This is a genomic window from Seminibacterium arietis, assembly GCF_042675725.1.
Lineage (GTDB): Bacteria > Pseudomonadota > Gammaproteobacteria > Enterobacterales > Pasteurellaceae > Seminibacterium > Seminibacterium arietis.
Genome location: NZ_JBHTJN010000008.1, coordinates 89,804 through 107,516 on the forward strand (window position 1 = coordinate 89,804; position 17,713 = coordinate 107,516).

At 33.9% G+C, this 17,713-nt stretch carries 18 protein-coding genes and 1 pseudogene; 14 read left to right on the forward strand and 5 right to left on the reverse strand.

The window, feature by feature from the left end:
- Positions 1–42: 42 nt before the first annotated feature.
- Positions 43–474, forward strand: coding sequence for a type II toxin-antitoxin system HicB family antitoxin (locus tag ACFQ02_RS03050; RefSeq protein WP_380819136.1), 432 nt, complete (start codon positions 43–45; stop codon positions 472–474).
- 47 nt (positions 475–521) lie between these two features.
- Here ACFQ02_RS03050 and ACFQ02_RS03055 read toward each other — a convergent pair.
- Positions 522–743 (reverse strand): annotated as a pseudogene (locus ACFQ02_RS03055) (phage portal protein); the annotation flags it as partial.
- 145 nt (positions 744–888) lie between these two features.
- On the opposite strand from ACFQ02_RS03055, the gene ACFQ02_RS03060 reads away from it, so the two are divergent.
- From ACFQ02_RS03060 to pgsA, 11 genes are all read left to right on the forward strand, one after another.
- Positions 889–1,749, forward strand: coding sequence for a fructosamine kinase family protein (locus ACFQ02_RS03060; protein WP_380819138.1), 861 nt, complete (start codon positions 889–891; stop codon positions 1,747–1,749).
- Between the two features lie 208 nt (positions 1,750–1,957).
- The gene (locus ACFQ02_RS03065) at positions 1,958–3,874 is read left to right on the forward strand and encodes an FTR1 family iron permease (protein WP_380819141.1); all 1,917 of its coding nucleotides are present in this window, start codon (positions 1,958–1,960) and stop codon (positions 3,872–3,874) included.
- Positions 3,875–3,901: 27 nt separating this feature from the next.
- Positions 3,902–4,423: an iron transporter gene (locus tag ACFQ02_RS03070; RefSeq protein WP_380819144.1), complete on the forward strand. Its 522-nt coding sequence runs from the start codon at positions 3,902–3,904 to the stop codon at positions 4,421–4,423.
- Between the two features lie 137 nt (positions 4,424–4,560).
- Complete coding sequence (locus ACFQ02_RS03075) at positions 4,561–5,970, forward strand: Fe-S-containing protein (protein WP_380819146.1); 1,410 nt, start codon at positions 4,561–4,563, stop codon at positions 5,968–5,970.
- Positions 5,971–5,972: 2 nt separating this feature from the next.
- On the forward strand, positions 5,973–7,295 hold the full coding sequence (locus ACFQ02_RS03080) for an ABC transporter permease (RefSeq protein WP_380819148.1): 1,323 nt from the start codon (positions 5,973–5,975) through the stop codon (positions 7,293–7,295).
- Entirely contained in the window at positions 7,282–8,424 is a 1,143-nt protein-coding gene (locus tag ACFQ02_RS03085; RefSeq protein ID WP_380819150.1) for an ABC transporter permease, read from the forward strand. Before ACFQ02_RS03080 ends, ACFQ02_RS03085 begins: the two co-directional genes overlap by 14 nt.
- A gap of 14 nt (positions 8,425–8,438) precedes the next feature.
- On the forward strand, positions 8,439–9,110 hold the full coding sequence (locus ACFQ02_RS03090; protein ID WP_380819152.1) for an ABC transporter ATP-binding protein: 672 nt from the start codon (positions 8,439–8,441) through the stop codon (positions 9,108–9,110).
- On the forward strand, positions 9,100–9,603 hold the full coding sequence (locus ACFQ02_RS03095; protein ID WP_380819155.1) for a TlpA family protein disulfide reductase: 504 nt from the start codon (positions 9,100–9,102) through the stop codon (positions 9,601–9,603). The genes ACFQ02_RS03090 and ACFQ02_RS03095 overlap by 11 nt, the downstream gene beginning before the upstream one ends.
- Entirely contained in the window at positions 9,600–9,932 is a 333-nt protein-coding gene (locus tag ACFQ02_RS03100; RefSeq protein ID WP_380819157.1) for a c-type cytochrome, read from the forward strand. Before ACFQ02_RS03095 ends, ACFQ02_RS03100 begins: the two co-directional genes overlap by 4 nt.
- 86 nt (positions 9,933–10,018) lie before the next feature.
- Positions 10,019–10,855 (forward strand): DUF5718 family protein, encoded by an 837-nt coding sequence (locus ACFQ02_RS03105; RefSeq protein WP_380819160.1) that lies wholly within the window; start codon positions 10,019–10,021, stop codon positions 10,853–10,855.
- 170 nt (positions 10,856–11,025) lie between these two features.
- Positions 11,026–11,586, forward strand: coding sequence for a CDP-diacylglycerol--glycerol-3-phosphate 3-phosphatidyltransferase (gene pgsA / locus ACFQ02_RS03110; RefSeq protein WP_380819163.1), 561 nt, complete (start codon positions 11,026–11,028; stop codon positions 11,584–11,586).
- An 86-nt stretch (positions 11,587–11,672) separates the two neighbouring features.
- Here the strand turns inward: pgsA and prmB are convergent, their stop codons facing one another.
- Both prmB and folE read right to left on the reverse strand, forming a co-directional pair.
- Entirely contained in the window at positions 11,673–12,614 is a 942-nt protein-coding gene (gene prmB, locus ACFQ02_RS03115) for a 50S ribosomal protein L3 N(5)-glutamine methyltransferase (protein WP_380819165.1), read from the reverse strand.
- A 64-nt stretch (positions 12,615–12,678) separates the two neighbouring features.
- Positions 12,679–13,335 carry a GTP cyclohydrolase I FolE gene (gene folE, locus ACFQ02_RS03120; RefSeq protein WP_380819168.1) on the reverse strand — a complete coding sequence of 219 codons (657 nt, stop codon included), beginning with the start codon at positions 13,333–13,335 and terminating at the stop codon, positions 12,679–12,681.
- Positions 13,336–13,467: 132 nt separating this feature from the next.
- Between folE and moeA the strand changes: the two genes are divergently transcribed.
- Both moeA and ACFQ02_RS03130 read left to right on the forward strand, forming a co-directional pair.
- Positions 13,468–14,682, forward strand: a complete 1,215-nt coding sequence (gene moeA, locus ACFQ02_RS03125; RefSeq protein WP_380819171.1) for a molybdopterin molybdotransferase MoeA — start codon at positions 13,468–13,470, stop codon at positions 14,680–14,682.
- A gap of 18 nt (positions 14,683–14,700) precedes the next feature.
- Positions 14,701–15,423 carry a molybdopterin-synthase adenylyltransferase MoeB gene (locus tag ACFQ02_RS03130; protein ID WP_380819176.1) on the forward strand — a complete coding sequence of 241 codons (723 nt, stop codon included), beginning with the start codon at positions 14,701–14,703 and terminating at the stop codon, positions 15,421–15,423.
- Between the two features lie 335 nt (positions 15,424–15,758).
- Here ACFQ02_RS03130 and rnm read toward each other — a convergent pair whose 3' ends face one another.
- Positions 15,759–16,592 (reverse strand): RNase RNM, encoded by an 834-nt coding sequence (gene rnm, locus ACFQ02_RS03135; RefSeq protein ID WP_380819179.1) that lies wholly within the window; start codon positions 16,590–16,592, stop codon positions 15,759–15,761.
- A gap of 18 nt (positions 16,593–16,610) precedes the next feature.
- A complete protein-coding gene (gene pyrD / locus ACFQ02_RS03140; protein ID WP_380819183.1) occupies positions 16,611–17,630 on the reverse strand; it encodes a quinone-dependent dihydroorotate dehydrogenase in 1,020 nt (339 codons plus the stop codon).
- Positions 17,631–17,713: the final 83 nt, after the last annotated feature.

Here is a 17,713-nt window from a genome sequence, read left to right on the forward strand (position 1 = left end):
GGTGGCTTATTAGGCTCTTAATTTCAAATACAAGGAGAATAAATGCGTTATTATCCAGCAACCATAGAAAAACTAGAAGAAGATAGTAAGCCATACTATTTAGGCGTTTTACAATTTTCAGAAAATAGTAATGCCTATGCTCAAGGCAATAGCGAGGAAGAGCTTATTGCGGAGTTAGAAGGGTGTATCATAGGTGCAGTTGAATTTGCAATAAAAGGTGATGAATTATTCCCCCTACCTAATCAACCAAAAAAGGAGGAAGTGTTAATATTAATGCCAACACGTGTTGAAGCAAAAGTATTGATAAATAATGAGCGACTTAAACGCAATCTTAGTAAAACCGAATTAGGGAAGTTGGCAGGATTTAGCCCAGCAGAAATGCAACGCTTGCTTAATCCATGGTATAAAAGTGGGATTGATAAGTTAGATCAGCTTTTTAAAGCGTTAGATTTAACGGCAAGTATTAGTTTTTAAACAAAAAACGCCGTATTAATAGCAAAAATACGGCGTATTACTGACCACTATTCCGCCAACCGAGACTTAAACACCACTTTCAAATCGCGGTGAATGTCCTGATCGTGGTTGATTGTCTCCGCAATAATCGCCTGCAGTGGCTCTACTTCGTCCGCCTGATAGGTCAACCGAGCTTTAATCGGATCACCAAAACCGCCCACACTCGGAATAATCCCACTGAGACCAGGCGGAAAACGGTGAGCCGTCAACACATCTTGAGCAGAAATATTTAAAAATACAAAATTTAACGCTAATTTAAACTGACTGTATCTTATTTAATTAGCTTAAAATTTTTTGTCAAAACTTGACATTCATCACAGACTATTGATAAAAATAAAGGTATCATCTAACTAGTCATCATGTGCGGAGGTCTTTATGTGGAAATCAGTATCACAAGTATTGGCAGATCAATTTGGTGCATATTATTCAATTAAAAATAAAGTAAAAGTTCACACTGGTGAAATGCACGAGGCTTGGTTAATTGATGATGGTATTCAGCCTGTTTTTGTCAAAGTCAATGAAAAAAATTATCGCTCCATGTTTATGGCTGAGGCAGATCAACTGACTTTATTATCAAAAGCTGGTTGCTTGAAAATGCCTCTTGTTTATGGTGTCGGTTGCTCTCATAGCCATAGTTTCTTACTGCTGGAAGCTCTTAAATTTAGCCCATTGACTACTCTTACAGCTGCTGAATTAGGCATTCAACTTGCTAAACAGCATCTTTTAGCTGACACAGAACATTATGGTTTAGATTTCAATACTTGGTTAGGTCCAGTACACCAACCTAATGAATGGAAAAATAATTGGTCAAAATTTTTTAGCGAGCAACGCATTGGTTGGCAGCTGCAAATTTGTAAAGAAAAAAATATCTATTTTGGTGATATTGATAACATTATTCAAACTAGTGCTAACATATTAGCTAAACACAATCCAAAACCTTCTCTGTTACACGGTAACTTGTGGGTTGAAAATTGTGCTACTACAGATAATCATGCTGTTACTTATGATCCAGCTTGCTATTGGGGAGATCGAGAATGTGATATTGCTTTTACAGAATTGTTTCAACCTTTTCCTGCGGAATTTTATCAAAATTATCACCGCACTTTTCCATTAGATGAAAACTATCCACAACGCAAAAAATTATATCAACTTTACTATTTGTTAAATTTTAGTCATCGTTTTCGTGGAAATTACTTACAATTAACAACTAAATATATTCAACAAATGCTAAGTTAATACTGCAAATACTTTAGTAAAGCTTACTTCAATTAAAATATGGAATACATTAGATTTTGATAGACATGGATAGACATGTGAAAGATGTGCTGTGTTGTAGTTGATTTAAAATTTCTTATTTTTTTCTTGATTAATCCTAAAATCGTAGGATAATTTTCTATAGAAATAAGAATAGCTTTTATTTAGATTAGTATTAAGGTTGATTAATATGGTTTTGCTACGTTTCTTTCGCAACTTCCTTTGTTTATTTATTTTCTTTTCTTTTTTCAGTATAAATGCTAATGCGACGGACGATTACGCCCAGTGGGTCAAAGAAATTGAAAGTCGTTTGGATAAAACGGTAGCCTTATATCAACAAAATCAAATTGATGATGCAAGAACTGAAGTTCAAATGGCATATTTTGAAATATTTGAAAATTTAGAAGGTCCGATACGCATCAATTTTTCTGCTCAAAAAAGCTATCAAATGGAAGCCACGTTTGGCGAGATTCGTAAAATGATCGGTGAGAATCAACCGCTCTCTGAGATTCAAACAAAAATTAACGGACTAAAAGCAGAAATGCAAGAAGTTTTGCCTGCACTGTCTGCGGGGCATCAGCTAAATGCTGATGGACAGCATGAAGTATACAATCACGATGAAATAGCTTTGCATTGGCAACAAAGCTTTAAAACAATAGATGATTTACTTGCTCAAGCTATTTCTGCTTATGAAAAGAAAGATTTCATTACAGCGAAAAAATTAGCTCAACAAGCTCAGTATGATGGCTATAAAAATTCAGAAATGGAAATGTCTATTCGTACTAATCGCTCAGCTGCAATTTCATCAGCGATTAATCAACAATTTTACAATTTAATAAAGCTCAGTGAACAGCCTAATAAGATGAATGAGCTAGGTTATCAAACAACTGTGTTACTACAAGATATTGAAGAACAATTACCTAATCTACCAACGACACGAAAAACTCAGGCAATAACAGCACAAAGTGCGGTAGAAAATCCAATAAATGAATCACAACAGGATTGGAAAGAAGTCTCTGCTGAAATCAATCAACGTATTCAACAAGCAATTACTTTATTTGAAAAAGGTGAAAATAAAAAAGCGATGCTGTCAGTTCAAGACACTTATTTTGATGTGTTTGAAAACAGTGGTATGGAAAATAAAATTGGTGCAAGAGATAGTAATTTTAAAGCAGAATTGGAAAGCTATTTCACTAAATTAGTCGGATTAATCAAGGCGAATTCCAATAAAGAAAAGATCCAAGAACAAGCAAATTTACTTAACCAAGCCTTAACTAAAGCTGTAGATATGCTACAAACAGATAACACTGGCGGTTGGATATTGTTTATTGCTAGTTTCACTATTATTTTACGTGAGGGTTTAGAAGCTCTATTAATTGTTGCTGCTATTGTAACTTATTTAGTTAAAAATAATCATCAAAACAAATTACCTGTAATTAAACAGTCGGTTTATGTTGCACTGCTTGCGAGTTTAATTACTGCGGTGATTTTTAAATTAGTTTTTGCAAATTCAGGAGCAAGTCGTGAATTACTGGAAGGATTTACGATGCTTATCGCTGTTGTTATGCTGTTTATGATGAGTTATTGGTTATTATCGAAAGTAGAAGCAAAAAACTGGAAACGTTATTTAGAAAGTAAACTTTCTACCGTATTAACTACTGGTTCTCTTGTTGGTTTATGGTTAACAAGTTTTCTTGCGGTCTATCGTGAGGGTGCCGAAACAGTTTTATTCTACTTTGCACTTGCCTCTGATGCGACAAATATGTTGGATTACCTTTATCTACTAGGTGGCTTTATATTAGGTACAGTAATATTAATCGTATGCTATTTTATTATGCGTTACACTGTTGTGCGTTTACCACTGAAACCTTTCTTTATGTTTACAGGTTGCTTCATGTACTTAATGGCATTTATTTTTGCTGGTAAAGCTATTCTAGAATTAGTCGAAGGAAAATTATTTGAACCTACTCTACTTTCAAATGTACCCGAAATTTCTTGGTTAGGAATTTATCCTTACGTGGAAACCATAATTCCACAGATTTTTTTAATCATTGCTGCAATTTTTGCTTGGTGGTATATGAAATATGAGAGCAAAAAATCAGTATAATCACAAACTCTTACAGGAGAATACAATATGAAAAAAACCTTATTAGCAACTGTACTTGCTGCTGGAGTTTTATCTGCTCCTTCAGCCCTAGCATTCAAAGAGTATCCAATTGGTGAAGCCGTTACTATGAATGAAATGGAAATAGCCGCTGTGTATCTACAACCTGTAGATATGGAACCACGTGGCATGGGATTATCTGCTAAAGATTCCGATATTCACTTAGAAGCCGATATTCATGCGACTAAAGGTAATAAAAATGGTTTTGGTGAAGGTGAATGGATGCCATATTTAACTATTGCTTACACTTTAACAAATACCGATACTGGTGAAAAACAAGAAGGTACTTTCATGCCAATGGTAGCTGCTGATGGTCCACATTATGGTGCAAATATCAAAATGATGGGAGTAGGTAACTATAAAGTAACTTATCACATTGATCCGCCACCAAAAGCAGGTATGCATCGTCACACTGATGAAGAAACAGGCGTAGGTCGCTGGTGGAAACCATTTGACGTAAGCTATGAATTTAAATTTACAGGATTAAAATAACCTAACATATAGGCACGGTTCGCCGTGCTTTATCCATTTTAAGCAAAAATCTTGCCCCTTGTTTAAGGTATTTTATCCTTACTAAATATAGCAAAAATAAAGATGAATAATAATTTCCTTATTTTAAAGGCATTACGATGAATTACTACTTTGTTTTTCTTTTACAAGCAATGCTACCTTTGGCTATTCTTTGTGGTTGTCATTTTCACCACAGTCAAAAAAAGATGAACCTTAAGTTATTGCTTTGGATAAGTTTTTTGGGCTTATGTTTAGGTGTTTTGCTTGCTTTTCATTACCCCAAAGGGCAACAAGCAATATTAATACTAAATACTGCTTTCCTGACAAGCTTAATACTCTTTTATCTGACTCAGTTTTTTACTTCAACAAAGAGCGGTCATTTTTTTCAATTTTTTCAATTTATACTCTGCACTATAGCAAGTTACCGTTGGGCAAAGGATCCTAACATTAGTGCAATTACTAATACTGATGTTATAAATACAGATTTTATTTTGCATTTAAGTGCTGTTGCATTTGCTTTCATTTTTTGTGTTTTTATCGCCATCTGGTTATATATTTTATTAAATCAGACTCAAAATCATCAAAGAACGACTATATTTCGTCTTATTTTAACAACTCTTATGATTTTAATATTAATTATGCCTCTTATAGGTGAATTACTATTAAATTTAATGAAATTACAATTATTAGCACTCACTAAAGAACGATTGGGATTTGTTGCAAAGTCAATTAATTTGAGCAGCTATTTTAATTTTATTAGCGGATTAATTTTATTTCTTTGCATTAACTTTTTTATTATTAAAGTACATCACACTCGCAAAAGAGCGGTTTATTTTGAGCAAGATCCTATTGAAAAACGTAAAAAAATTGCATTCATGCGAAATTCTAACCGCACTATAATTTGGGGATTAATAGCAGTACTAACAATTATTGGAAGTCAATTATATTGGAATAATATTGCCTCTAAACCGCCACAATTATCGGAAGCCATTACTGTTACTTTAGATCAAAATAATAATATCCGCATCCCTATTGAACAAGTTAAAGATGGGAAATTACATCGCTTTGTATGGACTGCAAGCGATGGAAAAGCTGTTCGCTTTTTTATTATCAATAAATCAAACAAAACTTTGAATTTCGCGGCAGTGTTTGATGCTTGCATTTTATGTGGAGATCAAGGTTATGTTATGGAAGGTGAACAAGTTATTTGTATAGGTTGCGGTGTTAGAATGTTTATTCCCTCTATTGGGAAAGCTGGTGGATGCAATCCTGTTCCAATTGAAAATTGGCAACAAACAGAATCAGAAATAGTAATTCATCGTAAAAATCTAGAAGCAGGTTTAAACTATTTCTCAACTATTGTTGAATTAAATGTTATAGATCCTATTGATGGTACTAAATTAAAAAATACTACAGCTGAATTCAAATATAACTATGATCACACAACTTATTTTTTTGCTAGCGAAAAAAATCTAAATCTATTTAGAGATAATCCTGAAAAATACTTACCGCAAATGGAGAAAAAATAATAATGTTATTGCGAATGTTATTACAATCTTGGCGATATAATATAAAACGCAAATTACTGGCTATCATTACTATTTTTCTTGCGGCTAGCTTAATTTCTGCTTTACTTGCTGTGTCTATTGATATAGGTGACAAAATGGCAAAAGAATTAAAATCTTATGGTGCAAATATTTTAATTCAACCAGCCAGTAGTGCCGTACTTTCTTTAAATAATGAAAATAAAACCGCACTCTCAGCTCAAGATTTTCTAGAACAAAAAGAATTACCTAATGTTAAAGATATTTTTTGGCGAAATAATATCATCGGCTTTGCACCTTTACTTACCGCAGATGTTAAAGCATATCATCAAAATCAGCAAAAAGAACAATATATTAACATATTAGGTACATTTTTTGATCATCAGATTGCTGTTCCTGATGAGGATGATTATCATACAGGACAACGAATTATTAGCCCTTATTGGAAAGTCATTGGAGAATGGGTTGATGATATGCAAGAAGATAATACAGCTATTATTCCCGCTTTAATCGGAGAACAACTAGCAAAATCCACTCTTTGGCATATCGGAGATCAGCTTACTTTATATTACAAAGAAAGTGATTTCAGTAGTAAGATTCAGGTTCAGATTAAAGGCATTCTTACTACTGGAGGAAAAGAAGAACAACAATTAATTTTACCTTTAAGTGCGGTACAAAATTTACTTAATTTACAAGGTAAAATTCAAGCAATTAAAGTCTCAGCTCTCACTGTTCCAGAAAATGAATTATCTCGTAAAGCACGAATAAACGCCGATGCTTTAAGTGCTGAAGATTACGATCGCTGGTATTGTACTGCTTATGTATCTTCTATTTCTCATCAATTAGAAGAAGCTATTTCAGGTGCTGTTGTGCGACCAATCTGGCAAGTTGCGGCTTCCGAAGGCGTAGTGATCGAAAAAATTCAATTATTATTAGCTGTAGTAACTCTCGCAGCAGTAATCGCTGCTGCTATGGGAATCGCATCATTAATGACAGCCTCTATAATGGAACGGAGTAAAGAAATTGGCTTAATGAAAGCACTGGGAGCTTATCAATGGCAAATTGCACTGCTATTTTACTGGGAAGCTGTATTAAGTGCGTTAATTGGTGGAGTAATAGGTTGTATTGCAGGTTGGGGATTAGCAAAGTTTATCGGTATTGCACTATTTAATACTCCACTTGACTTTACTTGGATCGTAGTTCCTTGTGTCTTACTATTATCCATAGTAATTGCAATTATAGGAACTTGGCTTCCTACTTATCGCATCACTAAATTATATCCTATTGAGGTTTTATATGGTCGCAAATAAAATCAAATACAATATGTTTTTACGATTAGTATTTAATTCATTACGACTGAGATTACAACCTGCATTGATTATTTTCTCTGCATTAACTGTAGGAGCTGCAATAGTTACAGCCATGGCTGCTGTTTATTTTGATATTAATACTAAAATGAGTCATGAATTAAGAACCTTTGGAGCAAATTTTTATATTGGTTCTAACTTTGGAGGATTAATTGAAGAGAGTCAAATTCAACAAATACTCCAACAGGCACCTAAAGACTTAATAACAGCAGCTAGTCCCTATCTTTATGGTGTCGCTCGTGCAGATTTAGAAAAAATTGTTATCATGGGAGTGTGGTTTTCTGAAATGAAGACACTTGCTCCCTATTGGCAAATTACAGGAGGTTCCATTGGTGTCAATTTTGACGATCGCAATGCTATGATAGGCAAAAATTTAGCCAATCGTTTAAATTTACAAGTTGGTAGCAAAATAATACTGAGTAAGGAAAATCAAGAAAAACATACATTTAATATTAAAGGAATTATTGAAAGTGGTGATGCTACTGATAATATGTTGATAGTTAGCCTTGAATTTGCTCAACATTGGTTAAATAAAAAAGGGTTAATCAGCAATGCACAATTGAATGTAAAAAATGATCTAGGACAAGTTGATACTTTTGCTACAAAGTTAAAACAGAAATACTCAGATCTAGAGATCCATCCAATTCGCAAGGTTTCTGTTTCAGAAGGAAAAATATTAAATAAAATCAAAGGATTGATGGGGCTAATTGCTATAATTATTTTGATTTTGGCTACCCTTTGCGTGAATACAACGTTGATAGCAATTGTTGGCGAACGAGCAAAAGAATTTGCTTTGCAAAAAGCGTTAGGAGCAAAAAAAGTAGACATTATTAAACAAATTTCAACTGAAATTTTATCTATTGCTTGCTGTGCAATTATAGTGGGATTAGCAATTGGCTATATACTTGCACAAATTTTAGGAGTGATGGTGTTCAATGCAAACATCGATATGAGACTACCTGTCATTCCAATCACTATAGTTCTCTCTCTTGCTGTAGCAATGATCGCAGTAATTATGCCCACTCGCCGAGCTTTGCAAATCCAAACTGCAAATATTTTAAAAGGCGAGTAAATCGAGGTAACAAAATGGTTAATTATGTAATTGAAACTCAAGGTTTATACAAACGATTTGAACAAGTCACCGCACTTGAAAACATTAATATTAAAATTAAACAAGGAGAATTTGTCGCTATTATGGGAGCTTCAGGCTCTGGCAAAACTACCTTAATGAACATTTTAACCTGCTTAGATACTGCTAGTGAAGGTAAAGTGATATTAGATGGTATTGATGCGGCTAAGCTTGACGAAATAGGAAGACAACGCTTTCGTGCGGAGAAAATTGGATTAGTTTTTCAACAATTTCATTTAATTCCTTATTTAACCGCACTTGAGAACGTGATGCTAGCACAGCACTATCATAGTGTTGTGGATGAAACTAGTGCTAAGGCAGTACTATCACAAGTTGGATTAGCACACCGAACCAATCATCGTCCTAGTCAACTTTCTGGTGGAGAACAACAGCGAGTCTGTATCGCTCGAGCTTTAGTCAATCAGCCCCCAGTGATTTTCGCTGATGAACCAACTGGCAATCTTGACGAAAAAAATGAAAAATTGGTACTAGATCTACTCAAGAATCTCAACCAGCAGGGACGTACTATTGTCATGGTGACACATAATCCTGAATTAAGTAAATTTAGCCATCGGACTATTTACTTACAACATGGTAAATTTTTACGAGAAGAAATAAATGATAATTAAAAGTGCGGTCAGATTTTACTTAATTTTCATAACGTTATTCACATTATTAGCTTGTAAAGAGGAACAAATTGCAACTGTCGGTGACTACGCTCCTGAAATTGCAACTTTTAACTTATCAGGAGAACAAGTATTACTTCAACAATTAAAGGGGAAAATGATAGTACTAAACTTTTGGTCTGAAAGTTGTTCTGTATGTATCGCTGAACTTAAACGTTTTGATCATATTATGAAGCAATATTCCAATAAAGTTCATTTTCTTGCAATTAATATTGATGGTGATAACTCAAATACTGCTCAAGTTATCTCTAAAAATCAGCTTTCTCTACCAATAGTAAAAGATCAATTACATATTACTAGTGAACGCTATGGACTAATTGGCACGCCAACAACATTTATTATTGACCCTGAAGGTAAAATCCTTTATAAATCTGAAGGATTAATTACGGAACAAACGCTAACAAAATTACTTACTCAACATGGCAGAATAAAATGAAAAACTATTCAATTTTTTTCGCTGTTACATTGATCGTAACAGCTTCCCTTTCTCATGCACAAAATCCACTAGAAAACGATGCAGAAAAACTAAAACAAGGACAACGCTTATTTAATCACTCTTGTGCTATGTGTCATGGCAAACAAGCAGAAAAATCTGCTTTTGGTAAATCTGCTATTATCAATACATTGAAAAAAGACGAAATTATTACCGCACTTACTAAACGAAAATCAGGGGAAATTATTGGTGGTGGTAATGGAGCGAAATCTCGCCTAACTGAAAATGAAATAGAAATTATCGCTGAATATATTCAAACGTTAATAAAATAAACAATACTTATTTCTAATTTATACAAAAAATTCGCCGTTCCTACTCAAACGGTATAATCACAAGAAAGTTTACACAAGGAGTTTTTATGCAATACAATCAATTTATTGGTTTAGGCGTTGCTGGTAATTTTGCTGGACACTTAGAACAAGCTGGGGAAGCGCTTGATTTTGCTAATGTTAAAACTCAAGAAATAATTCAACCTAAAGCAATTTTTCCATTTTATGTACCTGCAAAGCAATTAGCCGAATACTCATTTCTTTCTCAGTACCCTTTGAGTTCAAGTCAAATTCAATCTCCTAAAACAGAAAAAGCAGATAATTTGCAGATTGAACCTGAGATTGCTTTAATTTGTGATATTCATTATTCAGAAAAAAAAGTAACCGCACTTACGCCTCGTTTTTTTACTGCTTATAATGACTGTTCAATTCGCCATCCAAATGCACGTAAGATATGTGAAAAAAAGAATTGGGGTGCTAATACTAAAGGAATATCCGATCATCTCATTCCATTAACGTCTTTTCAAAAAGGCTGTGAAATTGACAAGTATCGCATTGCTTGTTTTCATCAACGCAATGGTGAATTAAATCAATATGGTGTTGATAGCCCTACTATAGGTTATAGCTACTTTCATCAAAAACTATTAGATTGGATTATAGATCGCATGAATAATCAGATTGATGAAGGACCAATGAATGATATAGCATATTTATTACAACAAGCGAATTATCCTACACAAGCTATTGTCAGTATTGGTGCTACTCGTTATACAGATTTTGGTGAATATAATTTTTTACAACCTGGCGATATTTCAATGGTTATAGTTTATGATGGAAAAAAATATTCCTTATCAGAAATTGCCAAAATGGCAGAAACAGGACAATTTGCTAATGATATTTCAACACTAATTCAAAAAGTCATTTAAAGTGCGGTGTTATTTTTACATTTTTAATTAAATTAAAACATATTAGGGATGAAATTATTGGATGCAATAATTTCTCTTCGCTTAAATATTATAATTTTTTAAATTCTATTTTTAAAACACGTTAATATGCTTTAAAATAAACACATTATTTTCATGACTCTACCAATATTATGAAGTTAAATTTTCCTACGCTTTTGACTCTATTTCGTGTAATTCTTATTCCATTTTTCGTGATTGCTTTTTATCTACCTTTCTATTGGTCGCCTTTTTTAGCTACGCTCATTTTTTTTATCGCCGCCGTAACCGATTGGTTTGATGGTTATCTTGCTCGTAAATGGAATCAGAGTACACCTTTTGGTGCGTTTTTAGATCCTGTAGCTGATAAAGTAATGGTTATAGCAGCCCTTTCTTTAGTAATGGAACATTACCACAGTTTTTGGCTAACAATTCCCGCATTGATTATGATTTCTCGAGAACTAATAATTTCAGCACTACGTGAATGGATGGCTGAAATTGGCAGTCGTAATAAAGTTGCCGTATCTTGGTTAGGAAAAGTAAAAACAACAGCACAAATGATAGCATTAGGCGGATTATTGTGGCGTTACAATTTTACTATGGAAATTGCTGGTTTTGTCTGTCTTTACATAGCTGCTATACTGACTGTTTGGTCAATGCTACAATACTTAAAAGCAGCAAAAGATAACCTGCTAGAAGATAAAAAAACACATTAAAGTGCGGTTGATTTTTCTATAAAATTGCCTTCATTATAGATTTCTGTAACAGAAAAGAAGGCAATATAAATGCTTGCTTTTTATACTCAAATAAACAAATGCTGATATGCTACCAAGTCAGACCGAGAAATTGCAAAAACACCTACCCCTCCGTTTTTTAATTCAAGCCATTTAAAAGGAACCGTTGGGAATTGCTCTATGAGGTGAACCATGCTATTTCCGACTTCACAAATTAACATCGAATTTTCAGCTAAATAGTCTGTCGCATGTAATAAAATTTGCTTAGTAATTTGCAAGCCATCTATCCCTGATCCTAATGCCATTTCGGGTTCATAATGGAATTCTTCTGGCATATCAGCTAAATCTTCTTCATCAACGTAAGGTGGATTTGCGATGATTAAATCATATTTATCTTTTGGTAAATTTGAAAAAAGATCAGATTGAATTGGAAATACTCTATGACTTAATTGATGTCGTTCAATATTAATTTCTGCTACATTCAATGCTTCAACAGATAAATCTACTGCATCAACTTCTGATTGGGGAAATCTATCTGCACAAGCAATCGCAATACAGCCACTACCAGTACACATATCTAAAATTCGTTTAGGGGGGTGTTGCAAGATTCCATCAAACTTTTCTTCAATCAAGGCACTGATAGGTGAACGAGGAATAATTACTCGTTCATCAATATAAAATTCTAACCCACAAAACCATGCCCTATTTGTCAAATAAGCAACTGGGATTCGTTTCTCTATACGAGCTTCAAGTAAGTTAATAATATGTTTCTTCTCAACTGATGTTAAACGAGCATCATAAAGCTGTTCTGGAATATCTAGAGGTAAATGCAACGCAGAAAATATCAACTGTACTGCTTCATCCCAAGCGTTATCATAGCCATGACCGAAATAAATTTCTGAATCATTAAATCTACTATAACTCCAACGCAAAAAATCCTTTATAGTATGAAGCTCTGATGTAGCTTCATTAAAAAAGCGACTATCAAATGCACCTTGTAAAATCTCCATTAATCCCCCTATAAAATACTTATTTAATTTCACATTACACTGAATGTTACCGTACTTTAAATCATCATTTATTGATTAAACTTAAAAACTCTTTTCGAGTTTCTCGATCATTTAAAAATACCCCACCAAAAGCTGATGTAACAGTATAGCTATTAGTATCTTTTATGCCTCGACATTTCACACAAAAATGCGTTGCTTTAACATATACAGCCACATCTTCTGTTTCTAAAATAGTCTGAAACGCTAATAAAATCTGTTCTGTTAAACGCTCTTGCACTTGTGGACGTTGTGCAAAAAAATCTACTACACGATTAATTTTTGATAACCCAATTACCCATTTTTTAGGGTAATACGCAACAGAAACGACTCCATCAATTGTGACAAAATGATGTTCACAAGTACTGGTTAATGTAACATCATTAACTAACACCATTTCACTCACTTTCATACGATTTTCAATTCGAGTAATTTTAGGAAAATTGCCATAATCTAAACCACTGAAAATTTCATCAATATACATTTTAGCAAGACGTACTGGCGTTTCTTCTAAACTATCATCATTTAAATTTAAACCAATCAAGCGAAGTACTTCTCGCATATGTTGTTCAATCGCAGTTCTCCGTTGAGTTTTATCTTGATCCAGTTCAACCATTGGGGTTTCAATACCCTTTTCGATCAACGCACGACGAACTTTATCCGCCTCTGCTGAAATCGTTTTCATTCATTACTCCTAAAATTAATCATCTCTTCATTTTATCAAACTACAAAACAATAATAAAATGTTAATAATAGTTAGATTGTGAGAAAAAATTAAGTAAAATAGACCTAAAATTAATTAGAAGGAAATTTATTTATGCTAAGCTTTGAACAAGCCATTGAACAAATGTTAGGTTCGATACCTACGGCACAAAATCAAGAAACACTTTCTCTCACTGATGCTATCAACCGAATTTGTGCTGAAGATGTAATTTCGCCTATCAATGTGCCTTCTTTTAATAATTCTGCAATGGATGGATATGCTATACGCTTATCAGATCTTCAAAGAAGCGAAAAACTATCTGTTGTTGGAAAATCTTTGGCTGGTCATCCTTTTGATAGAGAACTCCCCCCACAAAGTGCGGTTAAAATTATGACTGGAGCTATGATACCGCAAAGAGCAGATACCGTAATAATGCAAGAGGATGTACAAGTAGATAATGACGGTAATGTAACTTTTTTGCAACCAGCAAAATTAGGACAACATATTCGTCGAGTAGGAGAAGATATTAAAAAAGGTGATGTCGTATTGAAAAAAGGCTCAAAACTCACCGCACTTTCATTACCATTACTCGCATCTTTAGGTTTTAGCCAAATTTCCGTATTCAAATCTTTAAAAGTTGCTTTGATTTCTACTGGTGATGAATTAATTTCTGTTGGAGAATCCCTACAAATGGGTAAAATTTATGATACTAATCGTTTCACGATACGCTTATTACTAGAAAAATTAAATTGTGAAATTTTAGATTTCGGTATTATAGCTGATAATGAACAACAGTTTGAAAAAGTCTTTATGCAAGCTCAACAACAAGCTGATCTGATTATTACTAGTGGTGGAGTTTCTGTGGGAGAAGCTGATTTCACTAAAAAAATATTAGAAAAATTTGGTCAAATAAGATTTTGGAAAATTGCAATGAAACCAGGTAAACCTTTCGCTTTTGGTCAATTAGGTAAAGCATGGTTTTTTGGTCTGCCAGGTAATCCTGTTTCTGCACTGGTTACATTTTATCAATTAGTTCAACCAGCAATCGCAAAATTAAGTGGTTATAGCCAATGGAAAAAATCTCCACAATTACAAGCTATTACAACTACTCCGCTAAAAAAAAGCGTTGGTCGTTTAGATTTTCAACGTGGATTTTATCAACTTAACTCACAAGGGGAAATTGAAGTTCACCCTATAGGTTTCCAAGGATCGCATATTTTCAGTGCTTTTGTAAAAAGTAATTGTTTCATTGTACTAGAAAAAGAACGGGGTCACGTTCAAGCGGGTGAAATTGTGACTATTGAACCTTTTAACGCCTTGTTAAATTAATCTAATTTGAGGATTTTTATGACCGCACTTACTCTTGAAGAAGAATTTCGTTACTGTCGTCAAATCTCACTAAAAGCTGTCGATTTTGCGGGACAAGAAACGCTAAAAGATACGACCATGCTTGTTGTTGGTCTAGGAGGATTAGGCTGTGCTGCAACACAATATCTTGCCGCTGCTGGAATAGGAAAATTAATTCTACTTGATTTTGATCATGTATCATTATCTAATCTTCAGCGACAAATCTTACATGATGACAGTCGGTTAGACATGTTGAAAGTTGAATCTGCAAAACTATCGTTACAACGAATTAATCCTCATATACAAATTGAGACTATACCAACTATTTTAGATGATGAACCTCTAAAAGAAATCATAAAAGCTGTTCATGTTGTACTAGATTGTACTGATAACTTAGCAACTCGAAATCAATTAGATCGATGTTGTCACGCATTACGAGTACCTCTCGTTTCAGGGGCCTCAATTCGTATGGAAGGACAAGTTTCAGTTTTTACTTATCAAGAAAATAGTCCTACTTATCATAATGTTAGCAATTTATTTGGTGAAAATGCTTTAACTTGCGTCGAAGCTGGTGTTCTTTCACCTATTGTGGGAATAATCGGTTCAATTCAAGCACTAGAAGCGATCAAAGTGCGGTTAGATATTGGCACAAATTTATGTGGGCGTTTGTTAATGATCGATGGACTCAATATGAAAATACAAGAATTAACTATCCCATACTGATTCCATTTATTGCAGATACTATCTTGACATCCAGCTCCTGACTAAAGACAGGAAATTTCTACTAGCTCTCACAACAAACAGAGGGCTACTCTCAATGGATTCTGGACCACTAATGCGGTTCACTTCGCAAGCTCTACAGAACTATCTCGCCCTGATGTTACTAATTCGTTCAATTATTTTTTCAGTAATCAAACAATATGAGCTTCCGCAGTAATAATTTGCCTAAACGGTCACGGAAGATGACAAAATTGTCGAACATTGTCCTCAGGATAAAAAATCCTGTTATCGGATCTTTTATAATTACTAATGATTTTATTATTTTCAAATAAACTTTTTTATGATGTTTTCCAACATTCCCAAATAGGAATACTGTTTTCAGGCAAATAAAGGGATTTTCCTAACTCAATCCAACCACAAGGAAAATGAAAATCCGATCCAGCTGATGCTCTTAATTGATATTCATTTGCCCAATTAGCAAGAGATTGTCGTTGATCTTTAGTTTGTCCACAACCTGCAACTTCTACACCATCACCACCCCATTGCTTAAAATCTAACATGAGTTTTTTTATCCATTTCGCAGATAAATTGTAACGTAAAGGATGTGCTAATACCGCCACTCCACCACTTAAATGAATTGCTTCAATTGCTGTTGGAATATCTATCCACTGCGTTTTTACATAAGCTGATTTACCTTGCGAAAGATATTTTTTAAATGCTTGCTTCTCATTAGCAACTTTACCAATTTGGATTAAATAACGAGCATAATGAACTCTGGTTACTTCTCCATTAGCTAGTTTTTGAGTTTCAGCGAAAGCATTTATAATTCCATTTTTTGCTAATTTTTCGCCAATTTGCACCGCTCTTTGTCGACGTTTTTCTGCTTGACTAGCAAGAAGAGTAATGATTCTTGGATCTCTTTCATTAAAATTCAGTCCAACTATATGAATAGATCGACTTTCCCAATTAGTAGAAATTTCTACACCATTAATAAATTTAATACCTAATAGATCGGCTTGGGCTTTTGCTTCTGCCAATCCTGAAATTGTATCATGATCTGTTAATGCTAAGACATCAACTTTATTTTCAACGGCACGCAACACTACTTGTGAAGGAGTAAGAACTCCATCCGAGGCAGTGCTATGAGAGTGTAAATCATAAACTAAGGACATTCAGCTATGTAAAACCTATTAATTTATCTCTTTAACTAATGTTTTAACTAAATTTGGTCCATGATAAATTAAACCAGAATAAAGTTGTAGTAATTCCGCACCTGCATCTATTTTTTCTTGTGCAGTTTCTACACTGTCAATACCACCACAACCAATAATTGGAATTTCTCCTTTTAACTCTCGACGAAGTGCGGTAATAATTTGTGTACTTTTTTCCCTTAGAGGCTTACCACTTAAACCTCCCGCTTCTTTTCCGTTAGGAAAATGCTCTACCATTTCTCTTGAAATCGTAGTATTAGTAGCAATGACACCATCTATTTTATGACGGCGGATACTATCGGCAATTTGTACCAATTCCCCTTCCCCTAAGTCTGGAGCAATTTTTACTGCGATAGGAACATATTTATTATATTGTTCTGCAAGAATTTTTTGACGCTCCTTAATACTATGTAGTAAATCTTCTAATGCTTCGCCATACTGTAACTGTCTCAAATCAGGTGTATTCGGTGATGAAATATTAATAGCGATATAGCCTGCGTAATCATAAGCTTTATTTAAACAATAAATATAGTCTTCTTTTCCTCTCTCAATTGATGTTGCTTTATTTTTACTAATATTGATACCAATTACACCTTTATATTTTGCTTTCTTGACGTTTTCTACTAAATAATCAATGCCTTTGTTGCTAAACCCGTTTCGATTAATTATTCCTTCTACTTGAGGAATTCTAAATTCTCGAGGTTTAGGATTGCCATCTTGTGCTAAAGGTGTGACTGTTCCAACTTCAATAAAACCAAATCCCATCATCCCCAAACCGTCAATAGCATCACCATTTTTATCGGCTCCTGCAGCTAAACCAATTGGATTTCTAAACTGTAAACCCATTACTGTTTTTTCATTGCCTTTAGGACAGTTATGCAACGTTTTAATAAGAAGATTAAAAGGGGATCTCCCTAGTGCTTTTAATAAAATAATACTTAAATCATGGGCTTTTTCTGCTTCAAGAGAAAAAATAGCTTTTCTAATCAATGAATACATTTAGTTTATTTCTCCAATCCAATTGGTAGTTGAAAAGTGCCGTCATTCTAACCGCACTTTTTTGATCATATTAATCAATTTTA

Bases quoted from the DNA above. Each gene is read 5' to 3' on its own strand.
- ACFQ02_RS03100 (WP_380819157.1), top strand. From the start codon at position 9,600: ATGAAAAACTATTCAATTTTTTTCGCTGTTACATTGATCGTAACAGCT.
- ACFQ02_RS03070 (WP_380819144.1), top strand. From the start codon at position 3,902: ATGAAAAAAACCTTATTAGCAACTGTACTTGCTGCTGGAGTTTTATCT.
- ACFQ02_RS03075 (WP_380819146.1), top strand. From the start codon at position 4,561: ATGAATTACTACTTTGTTTTTCTTTTACAAGCAATGCTACCTTTGGCT.
- rnm (WP_380819179.1), bottom strand. From the start codon at position 16,592: ATGTCCTTAGTTTATGATTTACACTCTCATAGCACTGCCTCGGATGGA.
- pgsA (WP_380819163.1), top strand. From the start codon at position 11,026: ATGAAGTTAAATTTTCCTACGCTTTTGACTCTATTTCGTGTAATTCTT.
- folE (WP_380819168.1), bottom strand. From the start codon at position 13,335: ATGAAAACGATTTCAGCAGAGGCGGATAAAGTTCGTCGTGCGTTGATC.
- ACFQ02_RS03060 (WP_380819138.1), top strand. From the start codon at position 889: ATGTGGAAATCAGTATCACAAGTATTGGCAGATCAATTTGGTGCATAT.
- ACFQ02_RS03085 (WP_380819150.1), top strand. From the start codon at position 7,282: ATGGTCGCAAATAAAATCAAATACAATATGTTTTTACGATTAGTATTT.
- ACFQ02_RS03105 (WP_380819160.1), top strand. From the start codon at position 10,019: ATGCAATACAATCAATTTATTGGTTTAGGCGTTGCTGGTAATTTTGCT.
- ACFQ02_RS03130 (WP_380819176.1), top strand. From the start codon at position 14,701: ATGACCGCACTTACTCTTGAAGAAGAATTTCGTTACTGTCGTCAAATC.
- ACFQ02_RS03095 (WP_380819155.1), top strand. From the start codon at position 9,100: ATGATAATTAAAAGTGCGGTCAGATTTTACTTAATTTTCATAACGTTA.
- ACFQ02_RS03080 (WP_380819148.1), top strand. From the start codon at position 5,973: ATGTTATTGCGAATGTTATTACAATCTTGGCGATATAATATAAAACGC.
- moeA (WP_380819171.1), top strand. From the start codon at position 13,468: ATGCTAAGCTTTGAACAAGCCATTGAACAAATGTTAGGTTCGATACCT.
- prmB (WP_380819165.1), bottom strand. From the start codon at position 12,614: ATGGAGATTTTACAAGGTGCATTTGATAGTCGCTTTTTTAATGAAGCT.
- ACFQ02_RS03050 (WP_380819136.1), top strand. From the start codon at position 43: ATGCGTTATTATCCAGCAACCATAGAAAAACTAGAAGAAGATAGTAAG.
- ACFQ02_RS03090 (WP_380819152.1), top strand. From the start codon at position 8,439: ATGGTTAATTATGTAATTGAAACTCAAGGTTTATACAAACGATTTGAA.
- ACFQ02_RS03065 (WP_380819141.1), top strand. From the start codon at position 1,958: ATGGTTTTGCTACGTTTCTTTCGCAACTTCCTTTGTTTATTTATTTTC.
- pyrD (WP_380819183.1), bottom strand. From the start codon at position 17,630: ATGTATTCATTGATTAGAAAAGCTATTTTTTCTCTTGAAGCAGAAAAA.